The 21,751-nt window shown below is 75.2% G+C and carries 18 protein-coding genes; 12 read left to right on the plus strand and 6 right to left on the minus strand.

All coding sequences use genetic code 11. The features are described from left to right. Positions 1-23: 23 nt before the first annotated feature. The 5 genes from AB0K92_RS28805 to AB0K92_RS28825 form a co-directional block, all read right to left on the minus strand. On the minus strand, positions 24-500 hold the full coding sequence (locus tag AB0K92_RS28805) for an SRPBCC family protein (protein WP_365927627.1): 477 nt from the start codon (positions 498-500) through the stop codon (positions 24-26). Positions 501-761: 261 nt separating this feature from the next. After that, entirely contained in the window at positions 762-1,775 is a 1,014-nt protein-coding gene (locus AB0K92_RS28810) for a DUF5914 domain-containing protein (RefSeq protein WP_365927629.1), read from the minus strand. Continuing rightward, positions 1,772-2,824 carry a phytoene/squalene synthase family protein gene (locus AB0K92_RS28815; RefSeq protein ID WP_365927631.1) on the minus strand — a complete coding sequence of 351 codons (1,053 nt, stop codon included), beginning with the start codon at positions 2,822-2,824 and terminating at the stop codon, positions 1,772-1,774. Before AB0K92_RS28815 ends, AB0K92_RS28810 begins: the two co-directional genes overlap by 4 nt. Continuing rightward, the gene (locus AB0K92_RS28820; RefSeq protein WP_365927636.1) at positions 2,821-4,347 is read right to left on the minus strand and encodes a phytoene desaturase; all 1,527 of its coding nucleotides are present in this window, start codon (positions 4,345-4,347) and stop codon (positions 2,821-2,823) included. Before AB0K92_RS28820 ends, AB0K92_RS28815 begins: the two co-directional genes overlap by 4 nt. After that, the gene (locus tag AB0K92_RS28825) at positions 4,344-5,903 is read right to left on the minus strand and encodes a polyprenyl synthetase family protein (RefSeq protein WP_365927638.1); all 1,560 of its coding nucleotides are present in this window, start codon (positions 5,901-5,903) and stop codon (positions 4,344-4,346) included. Before AB0K92_RS28825 ends, AB0K92_RS28820 begins: the two co-directional genes overlap by 4 nt. A gap of 258 nt (positions 5,904-6,161) precedes the next feature. Between AB0K92_RS28825 and AB0K92_RS28830 the strand changes: the two genes are divergently transcribed. From AB0K92_RS28830 to AB0K92_RS28840, 3 genes are all read left to right on the plus strand, one after another. Next, positions 6,162-7,349, plus strand: coding sequence for a lycopene cyclase family protein (locus AB0K92_RS28830; RefSeq protein ID WP_365927640.1), 1,188 nt, complete (start codon positions 6,162-6,164; stop codon positions 7,347-7,349). 120 nt (positions 7,350-7,469) lie between these two features. Beyond that, on the plus strand, positions 7,470-8,201 hold the full coding sequence (locus AB0K92_RS28835) for a class I SAM-dependent methyltransferase (RefSeq protein WP_365927642.1): 732 nt from the start codon (positions 7,470-7,472) through the stop codon (positions 8,199-8,201). Beyond that, positions 8,198-9,760 (plus strand): FAD-dependent oxidoreductase, encoded by a 1,563-nt coding sequence (locus AB0K92_RS28840; RefSeq protein ID WP_365927644.1) that lies wholly within the window; start codon positions 8,198-8,200, stop codon positions 9,758-9,760. The genes AB0K92_RS28835 and AB0K92_RS28840 overlap by 4 nt, the downstream gene beginning before the upstream one ends. Before the next feature lie 162 nt (positions 9,761-9,922). Here AB0K92_RS28840 and AB0K92_RS28845 read toward each other — a convergent pair whose 3' ends face one another. After that, a complete protein-coding gene (locus AB0K92_RS28845; RefSeq protein ID WP_365927646.1) occupies positions 9,923-11,296 on the minus strand; it encodes a cytochrome P450 in 1,374 nt (457 codons plus the stop codon). Between the two features lie 460 nt (positions 11,297-11,756). Between AB0K92_RS28845 and AB0K92_RS28850 the strand changes: the two genes are divergently transcribed. The 9 genes from AB0K92_RS28850 to AB0K92_RS28890 form a co-directional block, all read left to right on the plus strand. Further along, positions 11,757-12,968, plus strand: a complete 1,212-nt coding sequence (locus AB0K92_RS28850; protein WP_365927648.1) for a polyprenyl synthetase family protein — start codon at positions 11,757-11,759, stop codon at positions 12,966-12,968. A gap of 131 nt (positions 12,969-13,099) precedes the next feature. Next, positions 13,100-13,810: a methyltransferase domain-containing protein gene (locus tag AB0K92_RS28855; RefSeq protein ID WP_365927650.1), complete on the plus strand. Its 711-nt coding sequence runs from the start codon at positions 13,100-13,102 to the stop codon at positions 13,808-13,810. Then, positions 13,807-14,730, plus strand: a complete 924-nt coding sequence (locus tag AB0K92_RS28860) for a 1,4-dihydroxy-2-naphthoate polyprenyltransferase (RefSeq protein WP_365927652.1) — start codon at positions 13,807-13,809, stop codon at positions 14,728-14,730. Before AB0K92_RS28855 ends, AB0K92_RS28860 begins: the two co-directional genes overlap by 4 nt. Next, positions 14,727-16,400: an NAD(P)/FAD-dependent oxidoreductase gene (locus AB0K92_RS28865; RefSeq protein WP_365927654.1), complete on the plus strand. Its 1,674-nt coding sequence runs from the start codon at positions 14,727-14,729 to the stop codon at positions 16,398-16,400. Before AB0K92_RS28860 ends, AB0K92_RS28865 begins: the two co-directional genes overlap by 4 nt. After that, entirely contained in the window at positions 16,384-16,830 is a 447-nt protein-coding gene (locus tag AB0K92_RS28870; protein WP_365927656.1) for a DUF2834 domain-containing protein, read from the plus strand. The genes AB0K92_RS28865 and AB0K92_RS28870 overlap by 17 nt, the downstream gene beginning before the upstream one ends. After that, positions 16,827-18,806 carry a squalene--hopene cyclase gene (gene shc, locus AB0K92_RS28875; RefSeq protein WP_365927659.1) on the plus strand — a complete coding sequence of 660 codons (1,980 nt, stop codon included), beginning with the start codon at positions 16,827-16,829 and terminating at the stop codon, positions 18,804-18,806. Before AB0K92_RS28870 ends, shc begins: the two co-directional genes overlap by 4 nt. After that, positions 18,803-20,233: an FAD-dependent oxidoreductase gene (locus AB0K92_RS28880; protein WP_365927662.1), complete on the plus strand. Its 1,431-nt coding sequence runs from the start codon at positions 18,803-18,805 to the stop codon at positions 20,231-20,233. Before shc ends, AB0K92_RS28880 begins: the two co-directional genes overlap by 4 nt. Beyond that, entirely contained in the window at positions 20,230-21,000 is a 771-nt protein-coding gene (locus AB0K92_RS28885; protein WP_365927664.1) for a 2,3-dihydro-2,3-dihydroxybenzoate dehydrogenase, read from the plus strand. The genes AB0K92_RS28880 and AB0K92_RS28885 overlap by 4 nt, the downstream gene beginning before the upstream one ends. Positions 21,001-21,061: 61 nt before the next feature. Further along, the coding region (locus AB0K92_RS28890) for an isochorismatase family protein (protein ID WP_365927666.1) at positions 21,062-21,751 on the plus strand (690 nt) is incomplete at its 3' end.

Raw genomic sequence — 21,751 nt, forward strand, 5'->3', positions numbered from 1 at the left:
TCACCGTGCCGCGAACGGCGAACTCACAGGCTGGTGCCCGGGTCCTCCGGCCGGATACGTCCGCGCCAGCCGGCGCTCTCGCCGCCACCGCCCTCGACGTATTCCTTGAAACGGCGCAGGTCGCCCTTCACCCGCCGGTCGATCATGCCCAGGGCGTCGGCGCCCTTCTCGGCGAGACCGGTCGGCTCGACGTCCATCGTGAGCTCCACCCGGGTGTGCGCGTCGTCCAGCCGCTCGAAGCGGACCGTGCCGCGCTGCTGGCTGTCGCCGCCGACGGTGCGCCAGGTGATGCGGTCGTCCGGCAGCTGGTCGACGATCTCCGTGTCGAACTCACGGTGCACACCACCGATGCTCGTGGACCAGTGGTTGTGCCGGTCGTCGAGCTGCGTGACCTCGTCGACCCCTTCCATGAAGTTCGGGAACTCCTCGAACTGGGTCCACTGATCGTAGGCGCGGCGCAGGGGAACCTCTACGTCAACCGATTCCTTCACCGTGCTCATCTGAACCCTCCTCCGATCCTGGCGGGGCGCGGCCGGGGCCGACGCACCCGCCTCCGGTGTGCGAGGCATCGGGTACCCGGAATATCCGCGGGTGAAAGAGTTCGATCAGGAGCCGGTCAGCGCAGAGCAGGCCGTCGATCACGCATCGCCTGCCGAACGTAACGGACGGTGACGCGCGCGTGGCGCGGGTCTTCGGCCGGTGAGAAGAGCACCGCGGCGGTCGCCTGGCGACGGGCCGGGCGGCACGGGAAGCGGACGGTGTCAGCCGGGGAAGCGGCCTGTGGAGCGCAGCAGCCATCTGCGTTCGGCGTAGGTGAGGTCGTCGCGCCAGAGGCGGGCCGCGGCGGTGCGCATGAGCGGGCGCAGCAGGGGTGCGGCGCGGCGGGCGGCGGCGAAGCCGGGGCGGTCCGAGGCGGCCACGACCGCTTCGGTCACGGCGGTGCGCGGGCGGCCCCGCTCGTCCGGGCCCAGGGGGGTGGCGTGGGTTTCGACGACCGAGCCCACGCCCTCTCCCTCGGTGATGTGCATGACGACGGTGCGGGGTTCGGGTGCGGTGAAGACGGCCCGGACCGGGACGACGAGCCGCCCGGCCACCTTGAAGGACACGTCGACGGTGAAGCCGTCGTCCGTGTCCCCGCGCCCGCCGGGCGCGCCGGCCACCGTCAGGTCGACGAAGGAGTACGGGTGGTACCAGGCCCCGTGCCAGGGGTCCAGGCGGTTGGCCACGACGTCCTCGGGCTCGCAGGTCCCGGTGCCCTCGTACACGGCCGTCAGGGCCCGCGCCGTCGGTGGCCGGCGTGGCACGACGGGCGCGTCCAGTGGTGGTTCGCCACCGGCCGCGTCGAGCCGTACCCACACGAGGACGCCGTCGTCGTGGACGGGCAGCGGCTCCCAGCCGGCGAAGGGGCCGCCGTCCAGGGCGAGGCCGTGCCAGTGGCAGACGAGGGTGCCGCAGCGCACGGGGCTGTCGGCGAGCGGGGCGCCCAGGTGGGGGCAGATCCCCGGTCCGGCGTGCGGGCGGCCGTCGGCGCCGCGCCAGACGACCACCTCCTGTCCCGCCACGGTCCGGGCCAGCGGGCGGTCGCCGCGCAGGGCGTGGGAGGCGCCGACGACGTACCAGTTGCCGGACGGGCGGGCCTGGGCGCGTTTCAGTGCCTGGGCGATCACCGCTGGCCTGGCCTCCCGCCAGGTGGGGCGCTGGCGCTCCCAGGGGACGGGGCGCCGGCGCAGGGAGAGGGGCAGGCGGCCCCGTCGGGCGGACGGCGCGGGGGTCACGCGATCTCCTCGGAGACGGTGGGGCGGGTGGCGGCGGACTCGGCGGTCGTGGGGGCGGCGGGGGTGGGGGCAGGGGCTGCACGGGCCGAGCCGGGGTCGGGTGGTCCGGAGGCGGCGCGGTGGCGGAGGCGGGCCGCGATCACCCGGACGAGTCCGTCGGCGGCGACCGTCGCCCGCCGGCGGCGGGGCACGACGGCGCGGCGCTGCAGCACGGCGTAGCCGTCGCGGGCCACGGCGTCGAGGATGCCGCCGTACAGGACGTACGCGGTGCGGATGCAGGGCCGCGAGACCGGGTCCAGCATGGCGATGCCCGGTGCCGCCTCGCGGTAGACGCCGCGGGTGAGCGCCTCGAACTCCCGGAGGGCGGCGGTGACGCGGCGGTCGTGGCGGCCGGTGTCCCTGCTCCAGCGCAGCAGGCCGCGGTCGACGCCGTGGCCGGCCAGCAGGTCGGCGGGCAGGTAGACCCGGCCGCGGTCGAGGTCCTCGCCGACGTCCCGCAGGAAGTTGGTCAGCTGGAAGGCCACGCCCAGGGCGGCCGCGTGCGGTGCGGCCTGCGCGCGCGGGACGACCGTGCCGAGCACCGGCAGCATCTGCAGGCCGATGACCGCCGCCGAGCCGTGCGTGTAGCCCCTCAGGTGCGCGTAGGTCGGATAGTCGGTCACCACCAGGTCCTGGTGCATCGCGGCCATGAAGTCGTGGAAGTGCGCGTGGTCGATGGCGTAGCGGCGCGCGGTGTCGGCGACGGCCCGCACCACGGGTTCCTCGCTGTGCTCCTGCCGCAGTCCTCGGGCGAGGTTCTCCCGCAGTTCGGCGAGTGCCGCGCCGGGGCGGGCGGCGCCGTCGCCGGGGGCCGGGCGGTCGACGATGTCGTCGGCCCAGCGGGCGAAGCCGTACAGGGCGTGCACGGCGGGCCTGCGTTCGATCGGCAGCAGCCGGGTGGCGAGGAAGTACGTCCTGCCGTGCCGGGCGTTGAGCGCGCGGCAGTGGCGGTACGCCGCGCGCAGCGCCGGGTCGTGGATTGCGGCCGCGTCGAGTTCTCGGTCGGTCATGCCAGGCTCTCCTTCACGACGGACGACTTCGGGGTGGTGCGTCCGCCGGTGATCCGCGCGGCGGCCAGTTTCCCCGACAGCAGCACGGTCGGGACGCCGACACCGGGGGTGGTGCCGCAGCCGGCGAGTACGGCGTTCTCGGTGCCCCGGACCAGGTCGCGGGGCCGGAAGGGGCCGGTCTGGGTGAAGGTGTGGGCCACCGAGAAGGGCGTTCCGGCGGCGTGTCCGCGGGCCTGCCAGTCGGCGGGGGTGACCAGGCACTCCTCCTGGACGGCGGCCTCGATGCCGTCGAGGCCACGCCGCTCCAGCTCGCGCAGCAGCGTGTCCCGGTAGCGCGGGCCCAGGTCGGTCCAGGCGGCGGCGCCGGGCCCGATGTCGGTGTTGGGGCAGGGGGCGAGGATGTAGTGCAGGTGGCGGCCGGGGGGTGCGAGCGAGGGGTCGGTGGCGGTGGGCCGGGTGATGAGCAGGGAGGGGTCGCTCATCAACCGTCCGGTGCGGGTGAGTTCGTCGAAGGTGGAGTGCCAGGCCGCCCCGAACGACAGGGTGTGATGGGCGAGGTGGTCCCAGGTGCGGTCGGTGCCGGCGTGCAGCACGACGGCGGACGGGGAGTGCCGCAGCGGCAGCGGTCTGCGCGGCCGGTGGCCGAGCAGCCGGTAGGCGACGGGCAGGTCGGGGGTGAGGACGACCGCGTCGCACGGGATGCGGTCCTGATCGGTGACGACGGCGGTGACACGGCCGCCGGACCGTTCGAGGCGGGTGACCCGCCGGCCGAACCGCAGCTCGGCTCCGGCTTCGGCGGCGGCGTCCGCCATGGCCCGGGGCAGGGCGTGCATGCCGCCTCGGGGGAAGTACACGCCGGCGACGGTGTCCATGTAGGCGATGACGGCGTACGCGGCGAGGGTCCGGGCCGGTGGCACGCCCGCGTACAGGGCCTGGAAGGAGAACACCCGGCGCAGCCGTTCGTCCTTGAGGAAGCGGCCGATCCGGGCGTCGAGGCGGCCGAAGCCGCCGAGGGCGGCCAGCCGGGCGAGGTCGGGGGTGAGCAGGTCGAGCGGGGAGTCGAAGTGGGCGTCGATGAAGTGGCGCATCTGGGCCCGGTAGAGGCTGGTCAGCCAGTCGCGCAGCCGCCGGTAGCCCATGGCCTCGGCGGGCCCGGCGAACCGCTCGACCTCGTCGGCCATCGCGTCCGCGTCGGTGTGCACGTCGAGACTGCTGCCGTCGGCGAAGCGGGCCCGGTAGGCGGGGTGGAGGGGGATGAGGTCGACGCGGCGGCGCAGGCTGTCGCCGACGGCCGCGAAGGCCTCGTCCGCGAGGTCGGGCATGGTCAGCACGGTGGGGCCGGTGTCGATCCGGTAGCCGCCGAGGGTGTGACGGCCGGCCCGGCCGCCGGGCTGTGCGTCGCGTTCGACGAGGGTGACGCGGCGTCCGGCGCCGAGCAGGTGCAGGGCGGCCGAGAGTCCGGCGAGTCCGGCGCCGACCACGACGACGTGGTCCGTGCGTCCGGGCAGGGTGCGGCGCGTCATCGGGCGGTCTCCTTCGTGCCGGAGGTGGTCGGGGTTCCGGTGCCGTCGGGGCCCGGGGCGGGGGCGGGCGGCCGGAGCGGGGTGGGCGAGGGCGCGGCGTTTTCGGGCGCGGAGGGCGCGTCGGGCGCGACGGGCGCGTTGGGCTCGTTGGGCGCGGCGGGCGCGGAGGGCGCGTCTGGCGGCGCGTCGCAGGGCGTCCCGTCGGCCGCCGAGCGCAGCAGGCTCCGCAGCCGGTGGGCGCTCTGCGGCACCAGGAAAGCGCAGTCGAAGTGGCGCAGACCCTGGGTGACGAGCCGGGTGATCTTGGTTTCGACCGCGGCCCGGGCGCCCGTCGCGACGAGGACCTCCCGCACCTCGTCGAGGCCTGCCGGGGTCAGCTCCGCGTCTCCCAGGGACCGTTCGAGCACGGCCAGGGCGGCGTGGTCCCCGGTGGCCTCGGCGCGGGCCCGGGCGAGGGCGGTCAGGTAGGTCGCCTTGCCCTCGCGGATGTCCCCGCCGCCGGGCTTGCCGGTGCGCAGCGGGTCGCCGAAGACGTCGTTCAGGTCGTCCCGCAGCTGGAACGCCATGCCGATCCGGCGGCCGGCCGAGCACAGGGCGAGCAGGGTGGTGTCGTCCGCGCCCGCGAGGGTGGCGCCCAGGGCGAGCGGCCGTTCCACCGAGTACAGGGCGCTCTTGAGGCAGGCGGCGCGCAGTGCCCGTGGCAGGGACCGTGCCGCCGTGGTCTGCCCGTGGACGTCCAGGTACTGGCCGGCGACCATCTCCGTGCGCATGTCGCTCCACAGGCGGCGCACCGCGGTCGCGGTCCACGCGGGCAGCGGGGTCTCGGCCACCAGGTCGTCGGCCCAGACGAGCGCCAGGTCGCCGGCCAGGATCGCGGCGCACTCCCCCAGGCGGCCGACCCGGGCGGGCGCCGCTCGGCCGGCGTACTGGGCGCGTACGTCCGCGTGAAGGGCGGGCCGTCCGCGGCGCCGTACCGCGCCGTCCATGACGTCGTCGTGGACGAGGGCGCAGGTCTGCAGCAGTTCGAGCGCGGCACCGATCCGCAACCCGGCCTCGGCGGTTGCCGGGTCGGACGCGCCGCACGCGCGCAGGGACCACCAGAGCAGCCGGGCCCGGGTCCGTTTGCCGCCTTCGCGGGTGAAGCGCGCCACCCGTTCGGCCAGGTCCTTCGCGAACAGCGGGTCGGCGGCACGGGCACGGGCGAGGCGGTCGGCCAGCACGCGGTCGAGCGTCCGGGCGACGGCGGCGGACACGTCCGCGTCGACATCGGCGGACACGTCGGCATCGGCGGGCACGTCCGCGTCGGCAGCGGCCTGGTCCGGTGCGGGTGCGCTCCCCGTACGACCCGCGTCTCCCACGCCGCTGGCTGCTCCCGCGCCGTCGGCGTCCCCCGCGCCACTGGCGTCCCCCGCGCTGTCCAGGAGGGACACGCCGGCCCCGACGGCCGCTGCCGTGGCGTCCGGCCGCGTCCGGACGGGGGATCCCGGCGGGGCGACCAGGCGTGGCACGGGCGGCGGCGGGGCCGCGTGGTGACCCTTCGCCTGTGTGGGGCGCATCCCGGTTCCTCTCGTCGTGCTCGTCGTTGCTCCGTCACCCACGTCCTTCCGCCCGGGCGGCGGCTGCGGATGCGGCACAGACGTGCCCGTTCCGGCCGTACGGCTCCCTGTCCATGCCTCCGTTCGGCGGCGCCGCGTGCCCTGCGGGGTGGCGTGTCGGCCGTGTCCTCGCCCGCCACGCATCCATCAGGGCCCGGATGCGGGAAGTGACGGGTGGAGGCGGGAACGTGCGCAGCGAGCGGAACGGAGGAGACCGGCGTGCTGGAGACGGACGTCGCCGTCCTGGGGGCGGGCGCCGCGGGGCTGTCCCTCGCCCACCGGCTGGCCGGGCACGTGCCGGGCGCCCGGACGCCCTCCGTGCTGCTGGTGGACGCGCCGCCGGGGCCGCTGCGGCCGCCGCCGCGCACCTGGTGCTTCTGGGAGTGCGGCCGTGGCCGGTTCGACGCGGCGCTGCGCGCCGACTGGCGGCGGCTGCGGGTGCGTCCGCCCACGGGCACCCCGGTCGAGGGGGACATCACCCCGCTGCGCTACAAGATGATCCGTTCCGACGACTTCGAGTACCTGGTCGGGCGGGACCTGGCGCGCAGTCCGAACGTACGGCGGCTGGAGGCGGCCGCCGAGACGGTGGAGGACGTGCCGGGGGGTGCCCACGTCCGGGTGCGGACCGCCGGCGGCGGCACCGAGGTGGTGCGCGCCCGCTGGGTGTTCGACTCCCGCCCGCCCGGCAGTCTGCCGGCCGCGCGGACCACCCTGCTGCAGCACTTCCACGGCTGGTTCGTCCGCACGGCCCGGCCGGTCTTCGACGCCCGCGCCGTGGAGCTGATGGACTTCCGCACGCCGCAGCCGTCCGACGGCCTGTCCTTCGGTTACGTCCTGCCGCTCGGCCCGCACGAGGCGCTGGTGGAGTACACCGAGTTCTCGCCGCGCACCCTCACGCGGGACGGTTACGAGTCGGCGGTGCGGCAGTACGCCGACGAGGTGCTGCGGCTCGGCGAGGCACGGATCGTCGCGACGGAGACGGGGGTCATCCCGATGACGGACGCGCCGATGCCGCGTCAGGTGGGCGCGTCGGTGTTCCGGATCGGTGCCGCCGGTGGCGCCACCCGGCCCGCCTCCGGCTACACCTTCGCCGGTGTGCAGCGCCAGACCCGGGCCGTCGCCGCGGCCCTGCGCCACGGGCGGCGGCCGGTGCCGCCCGTCCCGCACTCCGCGCGGGCGCGGGCCATGGACGCCGTCCTGCTGCGGGCCCTGGACAGCGGCCGCGTCGACGGCCCGGCCCTGTTCTCCCGGCTGTTCGCGCGCGTCCCCATGGAGCGGCTGCTGCGTTTCCTCGACGGCCGCACCCGGCTGCACGAGGACCTCTCCGTCGGCCTGCGCACCCCGGCCGGGCCGATGCTGCGTTCCGCGGCGGAGCTGTTCTGGCTGCCGCGTCGCCCCTTCGACTGATCCGCCCTCCCCCGCCCCGGCCTACCCGTCCTCCTCGACCTGCCCTTCCTGTCCTGTCCGCCCGACCTCGACCCGCCCTTCCCGCCCTGTCCGCCCGCCCCTTCCCCCGACGGAGTCCGCATGACCCTGCTGCGCGACGAGGACCTCGCCGCCGCCTTCGACCACGCCTCCCGCACCTACGACGCGCTGGTGGCCGTCAACCCCGGCTACCACGCGCACCTGCGCCGCTCGGTGCGCCGGCTCGGCCTGCCCGGGCACGGCACGGGACTGCGCCTGCTGGACCTCGGCTGCGGCACCGGCGCCTCGACCGCCGCCCTGCGCTCGGTGCTGCCGGGCGCGGACATCACGGCCGTGGACGCCTCGTCCGGCATGCTGGCACGGGCCGCCGCCAAGCCTTGGGCGCGGGAGGTGACCTTCGTGCACGCGCCCGTGGAACGGCTGGCGCGGGCCGGGGTGCGCGGACCGTTCGACGCCGTGTTCGCGGCCTACCTCTTCCGCAACGTCACCGACCCCGACGCCGTGCTGGCCACCGTGCGCGGGCTGCTGCGGCCGGGGGGACGGCTGGGCGTGCACGAGTACACGCTCGGCGGGCGCCGCGTGGACCGCGTGGTGTGGACGCTGGTGTGCCGCGGTGTCGTCCAGCCCGTCGCGGGCCTCCTCGGGGACGCCGCGCTCTACCGCCACCTGTGGCGCAGCGTCGCGGAGTTCGACACCGCCCCGCGCTTCGCGGGCCGGCTGCGCGCGGCCGGCTTCGACCGGGTGCGGGCCCTGCCGCTGCCGGGCTGGCAGACGGGCATCGCCCACACGTTCGTGGCCCGCCGGGCGGACACCGGCCCGCGGGAGGCGCGATGAGCGGCACCCGCACGGACCGCGCCGGCAACGCCCGCAGAGGCCGGGACCGGAGGGCCCGCGTGCTGCCCGCCCGGCCGGGAAGCCCGCGCGTCGAGGGCGTCCGTCCCACCACCGCCGTGGTCGGCGGCGGAATCGCCGGGCTCGCCGCCGCGACCGCGCTCGCCGAGCGGGGGGTGGCCGTCACGCTGTACGAGCGGCAGCCGTACCTCGGCGGCCGGGTCGGCGGCTGGCCCACCCGGCTGCGCGACGGCAGCCCGGTGACGATGAGCCGGGGCTTCCACGCCTTCTTCCGCCAGTACTACAACCTGCGGGGGCTGCTGCGCCGTACGGATCCGGGCCTGGAGCGGCTCACCGCGCTGCCGGACTATCCGCTGCTGCACGCCGGCGGACTGCGCGACGGTTTCCGGCACGTCCCGCGCACCCCGCCGTGGAGCGCGCTCGGTTTCGTCGCGCTCAGCCCCTCGTTCCGCCTGCGGGACCTGCGGGCCATGGACCCGGTCGCGGCGCTGCCGCTGCTCGACGTCCGCGTCCCGGAGGTGTACGAACGCCTCGACGGCACCAGCGCGTACGACTTCCTGGACGCCGTGCGGTTCCCCGCGAGCGCCCGCCATCTGGCGTTCGAGGTGTTCTCCCGGAGCTTCTTCGCCGACCCGCGGCACCTGTCCGCGGCGGAGATGGCGCTGATGTTCCACATCTACTTCCTCGGGTCCGCCGAGGGCCTGCCGTTCGACGTGCCCCGCTCCCCGTTCCCGGCCGCATTGTGGGACCCGCTGGCCGCCTATCTGGGACGGCACGGGGCCGAGGTGCGCACCGGTACGGCCGTCGAGGGGATCACCCCGCGGCCGGACGGCGGCTACGAGGTGGCCACCGACCGGGAGGAACGGCGCCACGACACCGTCGTACTGGCCCTGGACGCGGCGGGGCTGCGCTCTCTCGTCGCCCGCTCCGGGCGGCTGGGCGACGGCCCGTGGCGCGAGCGGATCGGGCGGCTGCGCACCGCCCCGCCGTTCCTGGTCAGCCGGCTGTGGCTGGACCGGCCCGTCGCCGCCGACCGGCCGGGCTTCCTCGGCACCAGCGGATTCGGCACCCTCGACAACGTCAGCGTGCTGGAGCGCTGGGAGGACGAGGCGGCCCGCTGGGCCGCGCGCACCGGGGGTTCGGTCGTGGAGCTGCACGCGTACGCGGTACGGCCGGAGGCGGCCCGGGACGTCGAGGAGAAGCTTCTGACCGGCCAACTGCACCGGGTGTATCCGGAGACGCGAGCGGCCTCGGTCGTCGACGCCCGCCATGTGTGGCACGACGACTGTCCGCTCTTCCCGGTGGGCGGCTACGCCGACCGGCCGACGGTCCGCACCCCGGATCCCGGGCTGGTGGTGGCCGGCGACCTGGTGCGCACCGACCTGCCGGTGGCACTGATGGAACGCGCGGCGACGACCGGGCTGCTGGCCGCCGACGCGCTGCTGGAGCGGTGGGGCGTGCGGGGCCCGGCGCTGTGGACGGTGCCGGACCGCGGACGCGTGGCGGCGCTGCGGAGACTGGCCGGGTGGGCGGGACGGTGAGTCCGGGCGCGAACCGGTGGGCTGCGGCGGGGTGTCGAGCAGAACGGTCGTGTCGGGCTGCTCCCGGGTCAGCGTCGCCTTCACCGGTCTGACGGATGCCGGGCTCCCCGTGCCGCCCCGTTGAGCGGCGCGGGGAGTCCGTGAGTCCGTGGTGGTGCCGTGTCAGCCGGCGACCGGCCGGCGGGCCGGAGTCCGCAGGGTGGCCCGCAACCGTCCTGGCGAGAGGGTGAGCTGGGGGATCTTGGGGACCGTGACGGTGTCGCGGTCGAGTTCCATGTCCCAGCGGGCGACGAGGGTCGACAGCAGGAGCGTCCCCTCCAGCAGGGAGAACTCGTCGCCCACGCACTTGCGGGCGCCGCCGCCGAACACGGTGGCGGGGACGCGGGGTTTGCGGCCGTCCTCCGTTCGCCAGCGCTCGGGGTCGAAGTGGTCCGGGCGCTCGTACAGTCCGGGCAGGCGTCCGATGAGGTACGGGCTGTAGGCGATGGTGGTGCCCTGGTGGACGGCGTGCCGGCCCAGGTGGGTGTCGGTCTCCGTGCGGCGGGTGAGGAACCAGCCCGGCGGGTACATCCGGATCGCCTCCAGGAGGACCTGCCGGGTGTACGGGAGCCGCGGCACATCGTCCCAGCCGGCCGCGCGCCCGGGCAGCACGGTGCGGGCCTCCTCGGTGAGCCGGGCGCGCACCTCGGGGTGTGCGTCGGCCAGGTACAGGGCCCAGCTGATGGCGCCGGCGGTGGTCTCCGTCCCGGCGGAGTACATGGTGACGGCCTGGTCGACCAGTTCGTCGTCCGACAGGGCGGGGGCGTCGCTGTCGGGGTCGCGGGCGGCCATCAGCAGGGACAGCAGGTTGGTCTCGCCGTCGGGGGTACCGCGTCGCCGGTACTCGGCGGTCAGCCGGGTCATGGTCCGGCGGACCCGGTCGGTGGCCTCCAGGTAGCGGACGTTGCCGGGCGTGCGGATACCGCGCAGGGCTCTGGGCAGCAGGGTGTGCATGCTGAAACCGGCCAGCAGGGTGTCGAAGTCCGTCACCAGGCGGTGGTGGTCGGCCGGGTCGAGCCGGGAGCCGAAGATCGCGGAGACCACGACGTCGGCGGCGATGCCGCGGATGGCGGTGGTGACGTCGAGGGTCTGTCCGGCCCGCCAGCCGCTGATGATCGCGTCCATGCGCTCGCTCATGATCCGCGCGTAGTCCGGGAACCTGCCGGCGCGGAACGCCGGCTGGACGAGCCGGCGCTGCCGGCGGTGCTCGTGGGCGGGGCAGGTGGCGAGGCCCTGGCCGCCGGCCTCGCGCAGCCGGTCGAAGAGCGGGCCGCCCTTGTCGAAGACCCGGTCGTGGACGAGCATCGTGCGGACCAGCTCGGGGTCGCAGACCAGGACGACGGGCACGGACCCGAGCCGGATCGTCACCAGGGAACCGTGGGCGGGCAGGGTGCGCAGGAAGGCGAGCGGGTCGCGCAGGAAGGCGGGCAGGTGGCCCAGGACGGGCAGCGCGCCGGGCGCCACCGGGATGGTGGACACTCGCTGCGGGGTCGGCACGGTGATCGTTCCTCCTCGGGGAGACACAGGGAGACGGGGCCGAACGGCCGGCACCGGGCTGCGTGGTCGGGTGGTGGCGCGCCGGGCGGGCGCCGCACCGGCCGGGCAGGGCGCGGACGGGTGACCGGGCGGCGACGGCGGGCGCGCTCACGGGGCAAAGCCGGTCGACGGGAGTGGGCAGTGCGACCGCGTGGCGAGGGAACCGGCGAGCACGCCTGGAGCGAAAGGGTTCGGCACGGCGCTCGGGAGCTCCTCACTCTAGGGACCGCCTCACAAGGCGTCCACCGTCCTTTTCCGCCATCCGGGCCGAACTCGCCGATGTTCGCGCATTATTCGGCGCATTCCCGTGCCGGTGCACCTCTCCTCCACCATCCCTGGACCGTTGTTCAGGCGATATTGCAGGTGCCTGCTCCTATCCTCGTCTCGGTCCCGCCTGGGATCACGGAGGGAGGAAGTACGGATGACGGAGACTTCTGCTCCGATCGAAAACGAATCCCCGCCCTCGCCGCCGGAACTCGATTCCGCGACGACGGTGGGAAATCGGCTCCGAACGGATCTGGAACGCGTCCGGGAACGGATGCGGGCCCTCGCCCTGCCGCCGGACCGAAGGATCCGCCCGCCCGTCGCGCACGGACTGGAGCGTTCCGGCCGGATGCTGCGGCCGGCCCTGGCCCTGCTCTCCTCGTATCTGCTGGAGGAGCGGCCGGGCGTCACCTCGCAGCGGGTGATCGACGGTGCGGCGGCGGTGGAGATCCTGCATCTGGCCACGCTGTTCCACGACGACGTGATCGACCGGGCCCCCCTGCGCCGCGGCCGGCCCACCGTCAACGCGCGGTACGGGGACTCCCTGGCACTGCTCGGCGGCGATTACCTGCTGGCCCGCTGTATGCACATAGCCGCCTCGCTGGGCGCGGACCGGCTGAGCGAGATGGCGCAGACGCTGATCGACATATGCGCGGGCCAGATGATCGAGACTCGTCAATTGTTCGATCCGCGGCGCACCGAAGAGGACTACTTCGACGCCATCGCGGGAAAGACCGCCCGACTGCTGAAAGCTGCGTGCACCACGGGGGCGTTGGCGCCCGGCGCGACAGACGAGAGCGCAGCGGTCCTGGAGTATTTCGGGGAAAAACTCGGCATGGCGTTCCAGATCTGGGACGACATTCTCGACATCACCGGTCAGGGCACCGGGAAACAGCCGGGGCAGGATATCGCCAACGGCGTCTACACCCTTCCGGTCATCGATGCGATCCGGGCCTGTCCCGAGCGTCTTCTGCCTCTGCTGGACGACGGTCCACCGACACCCGAGGCATGCCGTGAACTGATCGCGGTGGTGTGGGAATGCGGAGCCGTGGGCCGCGCCGCGGAGGTGGCCCGACGGCATATGGCGGATGCCCTGCGGGCGGTCGAGTCCCATGCCGCGTTCGCCGGCCGCGCCCCCGCGATCCGGCAGCAACTCCGTTCCCTGGTCGGCACGTTCGCCTCCCAGCACCCGGCTCTGCGGGTGCTCGACGCGGCGACGGTCGGCGCCGCCGTCCCGGACTCGGCGGTCAGCGCCGCCGTCCCGGACCCGGTGGTCAGCGCCGCCGTCCCGGACTCCGCGATCACCGCCGCCCTCCCGGACCCCGCCGCGACCGCCCCGGACGCCTTCGAGGCGATGGCCCGCACCTGATCACCGTCCGGTGGCCCCGGCCGGCCCGTCCTCGTTCAGACCCTGCCCGGACCCCGGTCCGCCCGACCCGTCACCCACGCGCACCGCACCGCACCGCACCGCACCGCACCGCACCGCACCGGAAGGCGATCATGACGGCGCTGCGAGCACAGTTCATCTCCGACTACGACGGTCTCGCCGACCGCTGGTGGGACCCCCGCGGCCCCCTCGCCCCGCTTGGCTGGATCGCCCGGGCCCGCGCCCGCTTCGTGCCCCCGGCCGGGCCGGGCGGCGGCCAGGCGCTCGATGTGGCCTGCGGCGGCGGGCTGTTCGGCCCGTACCTGAAGGAGCTGGGGTACCGGGTGCACGGCGTGGATCTGTCCGCGCTGTCCCTGCGGGAGGCGCTGCGGCACGGCTTCGACAGCGTGGTGCGCGCCGACATCTCCCGGCTTCCCCTCGCCGACGCCTCCTTCGACGTGGTCACCGCCGGGCAGTGCCTGGAACACGTTCCGGACCCGTACGCGGTCACCGCCGAGCTGTGCCGGGTCCTGCGCCCCGGCGGCACGCTCGTCGTCGACACCGTCGCGAACACCCGGCTGGCCCGGTTCGTCGCGATCACGCTCGCCGAGAACCTTCCGCTGCCGGGGCGGCCGGAGCGCGGCACCCACGACCACCGGCTGTTCGTCGACCGGACCCGCCTGGTCGGGGTCGCCCGTGACCACGGGGTGCCGCTGCGGCTGACCGGCCTCCGGCCCGGTCTCCGCGACGGGTTCGGCTACCTGTTGGGCCGCCGCGCCGACGTCCGCATGGTGACCACGTCCTCCACCGCCGTCCTCTTCCTCGCAGCCGGAAGGAAATCGTGACCAGTCAGCCCACGACCGCGCGCCCCGTCTCCCGGCTCCGGCCGGCCGGCGCGCGCCCCTCGGTCCGCACGTGGATCGTCGGGGCGCGGCCGAAGACGCTGCCCGTGACCGCCGCCCCGATCGCCGTCGGCACCGGCGTGGCCGCCTCCCTGGGGCCCGTCTCCTTCTGGCGTTCGGTTCTGACCGTCCTGTTCGCCCTGGGCTTCGTGCTCGGCACCAACTTCTTCAACGACTACAGCGACGGGGTCCGCGGGGTGGACGAGGGCCGGGTCGGCCCGACCCGCCTGGTGGCCTCGGGCCAGGCCGCGCCGCGGTGGGTCTTCCGCTCCGGTGTGGTCCTGTACGGCGTCGGCGGCGTGAGCGGCGTGGTGCTCGGCGCGACTGTCTCGTGGTGGCTGCTCGCCCTGGCCGTCGTCTGCGCCCTGGGCGGCTGGTACTACACCGGCGGCCGCCGCCCGTACGGCTACCGGGGGCTCGGCGACCTCGGCATCTTCCTCTTCCACGGGGTGATCGCGGTGTGCGCGACGGTCTTCATCCAGTGCGGCGAGATCCCGGCGACGGCGGTGCCCGCCTCCCTGCCGGTGGGCCTGCTCTCCGTGGCCCTGCTCACCACGAACAACCTGCGGGACCTGCCGACCGACGCGGCCGGTGGCAAGATCACCGTGGCGGTGCGGCTGGGCGACCGGCGTACCCGCGTGTACTACACCGCGACCGTGGTCGCCGCGTTCGCGTCCGCCGCCGCGCTGCTCCCCGTACGGCCGTGGGCCTGGCTGGTCGTGGGCGCGCTTCCGTTCGCCGTGCTGCCCGTGGCCCGGGTCGTGCGCGGCGCACGCGGCCGGGACCTGATCCCCGTACTGGAGCACACCTGCCTGCTGCTGCTGGTGTTCGGTGCCCTGCTCACCGCCGGGGTGGCGCTGTGAGCGCCGCCCGGCGGGCCGCCGGCCACCCGGGCGCCGGACCCTCGCCCGCCGGCCACCGGGCCGCCCCCGCCCGCGGCGTCCTACCGAGCGACACCCCCGAGAGCGGCGCCCTGCCGAACCGCGCCCCCGAGGGCGGCGGAGACCCCGCCACCCCGGGCCCCGCCCCGGACCATGAGGTCCTGGTCATCGGGGCGGGCTTCGCCGGCATCGGCACCGCCATCGCGCTGCGGAAGGCGGGCGTGACGGACTTCCTGGTGGTCGACGAGCAGGACGACGTCGGCGGGAGCTGGCACGCCAACCGGTATCCCGGCATCGCCGTCGACATCACCTCCTTCTCCTACTCCTTCGCCTTCGAGCCCTACCCGCACTGGTCGCGGGCCTTCCCGCCCGGAGCCGAGCTGAAGGCGTACGCGGACCACTGCGTCGACACGTACGGCCTGCGGGCGCGGCTGCGGACGGGCGCGCGGGTGACCCGGGCCGACTGGGACGAGACCGCCCACCTGTGGAGGGTGCGGTTCGCCGGCGGTGCCACGCTGACCGCCCGGTTCGTGGTCTGCGCCACCGGCTGGCTCACCAAGCCGAAGACGCCGGACCTGCCCGGCCTGGACCGGTTCCGGGGCCCGGTCGTGCACACCGCGCGCTGGGACCCGCGGGTCGAAACGGCCGGGCGGCGGGTCGGGGTGATCGGCACGGGTGCCTCCGCGGTCCAGCTGGTGCCCCGGCTCGCGCCCGAGGCCGCACGGCTCGACGTGTTCCAGCGCACCCCGATCTGGGTGTTCCCCAAGCCGGACGTGCCCATCCCCCGGGCGGTGCGCCGCGTCTTCGCCGCCGCCCCGTGGACCCAGCGGTCGATCAGCCGGGCCACCGACGCCGTCACCGAGCTGAGCTTCGTCCTCGCCATGATCCACTACCGCAGGTTCCCCTTCCTGGTGCGGGCGGGCGAGGCGGTGTCCCGTCTGTACCTGCGCCGTCAGGTCCGCGGCGACCGGGATCTGATCCGCCGGCTGACGCCCCGTTACCGGCTGGGCTGCAAGCGGCCGTCGTTCGGCAGCGGCTACTGGCGTGCGTTCACCCGCCCGAACGTCGAGCTGGTCACCGAGTCCGTCACGGAGGTCACCGAGACCGGCGTGCGCACCGCCGACGGCGTCCATCACGACCTGGACGTGCTGGTGCTGGCCACCGGCTTCCACGTGCTGGACAACCTGCCGCCCTTCCCCACGCACGGGGCGGGCGGCCGGGACCTGCGGGAGTTCTGGCGTACCGAGCGCTTCCAGACGTACGAGGGCACGGCCGTGAAGGGCTATCCGAACCTGTGGTTCATCGTGGGCCCGTACTCGTTCACCGGCGGTTCCTGGTTCGGGATGATCGACTACCAGCTGACCCACATCCTGCGGGTCATCGGCGAGGCCCGGCGCCGCGGGGCCACCGAGGCGGCCGTCCGCCCGGCCCGCCACGACCGGTCCTTCCGGCGGACCCTGCGCCGCCAGGGCGACACCGTCTTCCTCGACCCCAGCTGCCGGGGCACCAACAGCTACTACCTCGACGAGCACGGGGACGCCCCGGCCGTCCGGCCCGCCAGCACCCGCACCGCGGGGCGGCGGGCCCGCACCTTCGACCTCGACGACTACCGGTACCGACGGGCGGGAGACCACCGTGCCGACCTTCTCTGAACTGCGCGGCCGCGACCGGTCGCTGTGCCTGTTCCACGCCCTGTTCGCCCTCGGCGGCTTCCTCGTCATGGGGGCCATGGCGGTCACCTTCGTCGTCCGCAACGCCGACGCCGGACCGCTCGGACTCGTCGGGAACTTCCTCGACGACTCCCTGGACACCCTCGCCGGCCGCTTCGTCTACGCCGACCTCTTCCTGATCTGGGCCGGCCTGGGCGTGTGGATGGTGACCGAGTCCCGCCGCTGGGGGATCCGGCACGTCTGGGCGTACATCGTCGGCGCCCCGGCGCTCGCCCTGTGCGTGAGCTTCGCCGTCTTCATGTACGTACGCCAACTGCACATCGTGGCCGCCCGCGCCCGGGGCGAGGACCTGGAACGCACGGCACCCGTCCCCTCCTTCGACCACATCCCGACGAAAGGCAGCCGGGCATGACCACCGAGGCCATCGACCCCGCCGGAACCACCGCGGAGGCCGCCGACGCGCTCCCGGCGTCCGTCCGCCGCTCCCTGGCCCTGGCCGCCGCCGCGCTGCGCGACCGCCAGGACCCCTCCGGTCACTGGAAGGGGGAATTCGAGACCAGCCTGATCGGCGAGTCCGGCGAGGTCATCCTGCACCACTTCCTGCGGCTGCCGGACGACGGCCGGCGGGCCGAGGCGGCCCGGACCATCCTCGCCGAGCAGTCCCCGGACGGCGGCTGGGCCTCGTACCACGGCGGGCCCGACGAACTGCTGCTCTCCGTCTTCTGTTACGTCGCCCTGCGCCTGGCCGGACACGACAAGGACGAACCCGAACTGCTCGCCGCCGCCGCGGCCGTCCGGCGGCTCGGCGGCGTCGAGTCCGTCGACAACCTGCTCATGCTGGCCTGGCTGGCCGTCATCGGGCTGTGGCCGTGGCGGGACATCCCGCTCGTCCCGGCCGAGATCGTGCTGCTGCCCAGCCGTTTCCCCGGCAACATCTTCCAGTTCGGCGCGGCCGCGCGCGGCATCGTGGTCGCCAACAGCCTCTTCATGGCGACGCGTCCCGTGGTCCCGGCCGGTTTCGACATCCGGGAGCTGTTCGCCGACCCGCGGGCCCGCCGCCGGCTCCCCCGCTCTCGCGCGGTCCGCGCCGCGACCACGCTCAGCCACTGGTACGGCCGCCACCCGGTCGGGTTCCTGCGCCGCCGCGCCCTGGACAAGGCCGCGAGCTGGCTGGAGCGCACCCAGGAGACGGACGGCAGCTGGGGCGGCAACTGGCCGCAGACCGCCAACGTGGTCATGGGCCTCGACGCCATCGGACTGGGCCGCGACCACCCCGTCGTGCGGGCGGCGCTGGCCGGCCTGGACCGGTACGTGGTGGAGCGGGACGCGCGCGGGCACCGCCGCATCGAGATGTGGACCTCCGTGGTCATGGACACCGCGCTGGCCCTGACGGCCACCGTCATGGCGGGCGGGCCCGCCGCGGAGTCCGCCACCGGGCCGGCCGTCCGCTGGCTGCTGGACCACCAGGTCACCGAGCCGGGCGACTGGGCCGTGCTCACCGAGAAACCCGAACCCGGCGGCTGGCCGTACGAGTTCACCAACAACGCCAACCCCGACTGCGACGACACCTCCTGGGCCGTCGCCGCGCTGCGCCGGCTCCATCCGCGCGGCGCCGACCCCACCGTCGACGAGGCCATCGCCAAGGCCGTGCGCTGGATGGAGTCCCAGCAGTGCGCGGACGGCGGCTGGGCCGCCTTCGAGCCGCTGCGCTGGAACCTGCCCGGCCGTGACGCCCTGGCCCGTATCGGCTTCCTGGAGGCGCCCTCCGCCGACATCACCGGGCACGTCCTGGAAGCGCTCGGGCTCGACGGGCGGGCGGACACGCCCGCCGCCCGCCGGGGCATCGCCTGGCTGCGCCGCACCCAGCGGGCCGACGGGTCCTGGCCCGGCTGGTGGGCCTGCTACCACCTGCACGGGACCAGCGCCGCCGTCACCGGACTCACCGCCTGCGGCGTCCCCGGCTCCGACCCCGCGGTGGTCCGGGCCTGCGACTGGATCACCGCCCACCAGCAGCCCGACGGCGGCTGGGGCGAGGACATCCGCGCCCTGAGCGACCCCGACTGGGCCGGGCGCGGCGAGAGCACCCCCTCGCAGACCGGGTGGGCACTGCTCGCGCTGGTCGCGGCGGGGCACACCGGCACCCCGGCGGTCCGGCGCGGGCTGGAGTACCTGGTCCGTACCCAGCGCGAGGACGGCGACTGGGACGAGCCGCAGCACACCTGGGTGGTCCATCACGACGGCCTGTACTGGCGCGACAGCCTGCTCCGGCTGATCTACCCCGCCATGGCCATGGCCGCGTGGACGGCCCGCGCCGCAGGCGCAACCGGCGCCGACACCGCCGCCCATGACGATGCCCATGGCGACGCCGAAGGGACGGGTGCGCGATGACCGACGTGACCGTGATCGGCGGCGGCCTGGCCGGCATGACCGCCGCCTGGACCCTGCGCTCCCGCGGCATGCGGGTGCGGCTGCTGGAGGCGACGGAGGAACTCGGCGGCATGGCCGGCGCCCGGGTCGTCGACGGCCGCCTCGAGGACCACGGCGTACACATCTTCCCCGCCTGGTACCGCAACACGCTGCGGCTCGTGGACGAGCTGGGGATCGCCGGAAACCTGCGGGAGACACGCGAGTTCACCCAGCTGCTGCCCAGCGCCGACGGCACCCGGGTGCGCCCGGCCGGGCCGTCCCTCGCCGACCGGCTGCTCCTGCTGTACGGCGTGGTGGACCTGCTCGCGCAGCGGTTCGGCCACGATGACCGGTCACTGCACGACTTCCTCGGCGACCGGTGGTACCTCACCCGGGCCGCGACCGCCGACATCGAGCACCTGTTCGTGGCGTCGAGCGCGGCGGAGAGCACCGCCGTCTCCGCGGCCGGATTCCGCGGCAGTGTCGCGGCGTTCGCCCGGCATCCGGGCCGGGTCCGGATGCCCCGCGGTGACCTGCACACCTGGTTCATCGGGCCGTTCCGCCGCCGGCTGGAGGCGGCCGGGGTGGAGATCGGCACCGGCACCGAGCTTGTGGACGTCACCGTGACCGGCGACCGGCTGACCGGTCTGACGCTGCGCCGCACGCGCGGCGACGGCGAGCGCGTCACCGTCCACGAGGAGGTCGCCGGCCATGTGGTCCTGGCCGTCCCGCACGGCCGGCTCGCCGCCCTCGGACCGGCCGTCACCGCGGCGCTGCGTCCCGCCGACGGGGTGCTCGGCCTCACGTCCCGCCCCCTGGGCGCCCTGCACCTGTGGCTGCGGCGCCGGCTTCCCGGCCTGCCCGAGGAGCACATGAGGCTGGTCGGCTCGCCGCACGCCCTCACCCTCGTCGACGTCGGCCGGGCCTGGGACGAGGGCCGTTCGTCCGTCCTCAACTGCGTGGTCGGCCGGGTCTCCCGACTGGCCCATCTGTCCGACGAGAAGGCCGTCGAGGTCCTCGTCGAGGAACTGCGCGACTACCTCCCGGCGCTCACCCCCGAGGACATCGAGCACGTCTGCCTCCAGCGCCACACCACCGCCCCGTTCTACGCCCCGGGCCCCGGCCACCACCGGCTGCGCCCGCACGCCGGGACCGCGCTCGCCAACCTGCACATCGCCGGGGACTTCTGTGCCGCCCCGCCGGGTGTCGCCGGCATGGAGAGCGCGGTGCGGTCGGGTCTGGCCGCGGCGGAGTCCGTCCGGCGTGTCCTGCGGCCCGGCGGTCCCCCGGTCCCCATCCGCCGTATTCGCACGGTCGCCCCCACCCTCGCCCGCGTGGTCCGGGCCGTGCTCACCCCGGTGGCCGCCGCGGCCCGGCCGACCGCCCGGCGTGCGGAGCGGGCCCGATGAGCGCCGGGGTCGCCCTGGTGACGGGCGCGGCCGGCGGGATCGGCGCCGCCGTCACCCGGCTGCTCGCCGAGTGCGGGGACACGGTCGTGGCCGTGGACGCCGACCGGGCCCGGCTCGCCGGCCTCGTCGGCTCGCTGCGGGCCGACGGACTCGCCGTCCACGGACGGCACGCCGACGTCACCCGCGCCGCCGAGGTGACCGCCCTGGTCGACGCGGTGGAGGAGACCGAGGGCCCGATCGAGCGGGTGGTGAACGCGGCGGGCGTGCTCAGGATGGCGCAGGCCCTGTCGCTGTCCGCCCGGGACTGGTCGGACACGCTCGCCGTCAACGCCACGGGCGTGTTCCACGTGTCCCGCACGGTCGTCGACCGGATGGTGACGCGCCGCCGGGGTGCCCTGGTCACCGTTGCCTCCAACGCCGCCGGCACCGCCCGCGCGGGGATGGCCGCCTACGCCGCCTCCAAGGCGGCGGCGGTCGCCTTCACCAAGTGCCTCGGGCTGGAGGTCGCCCCGTACGGCGTCCGCTGCAACGTGGTCGCGCCCGGTTCCACGGACACGCCGATGCTGCACGGCATGCACCCCGCCGGCGCGGCGGCGGACGCCTCGGTGGCCGGGGACCCCGGCGCCTACCGGGTCGGCATCCCGCTGGGCAAGGTGGCGCAGCCGGCGGACGTCGCCCTGGCCGTCCGGTTCCTGCTGTCCGAGGAAGCGGGGCACATCACGCTGCACAACCTCACCGTCGACGGCGGCGCCACCCTCGGCGTCTGATCCCCACGCCGCGCGCGCCGGCCGCCCGCCGAGCCCGCTCGCACGAAAGGACCGTTCCGGCATGGCCGGTATACCTCCCATCGCACCGCACCGGCTCCCCGAGCCCGGCGAGCTGCCGGCCCCCGTCGTCGACTGGCGGGTCGACCCGGAACGCGCCGTGCTCCTCGTCCACGACATGCAGGAGTTCTTCCTATCCGCGTTCCCGCCCGGCACCGATCCCGTGACCGGCCTGGTCCGCAACGCGGCCCGGCTCCGCCGGCAGTGCGCCTCCCTGGGTGTCCCCGTGGCGTACACCGCGCAGCCCGGCGGGATGTCCCCGGCGGAGCGGGGGCTGCTCGCCGACTTCTGGGGGCCGGGCATGCGCACCCGCCCCGAGCACCGCCGGATCGTCGCTCCCCTCGCCCCCGGGCCGGACGACTGGCAGCTGGTCAAGTGGCGGTACAGCGCGTTCCACCGCACCGATCTGCTGGACCGGATGCGCGCGGCCGGCCGGGACCAGCTCGTCGTCTGCGGGGTGTACGCCCATGTCGGCGTCCTCGCGACGGCGGTGGACGCCTTCAGCCACGACATCCGGCCCTTCCTCGTGGCCGACGCCGTGGCCGACTTCTCCGCCGCCCACCACCGGGGGGCGCTGGCCTACGCCGCGGCCCGCTGTGCCGCGGTCGTCACCACGGACACGGTGTGCGAGACGCTGGCAGCCGCGGGTCGCGGCGGTAGCCGCGCGGCGGAGGCGGCCGCGGCGGAGGCGACC

It is taken from the genome of Streptomyces sp. NPDC052687 (genome assembly GCF_040678395.1).
Lineage (GTDB): Bacteria > Actinomycetota > Actinomycetes > Streptomycetales > Streptomycetaceae > Streptomyces.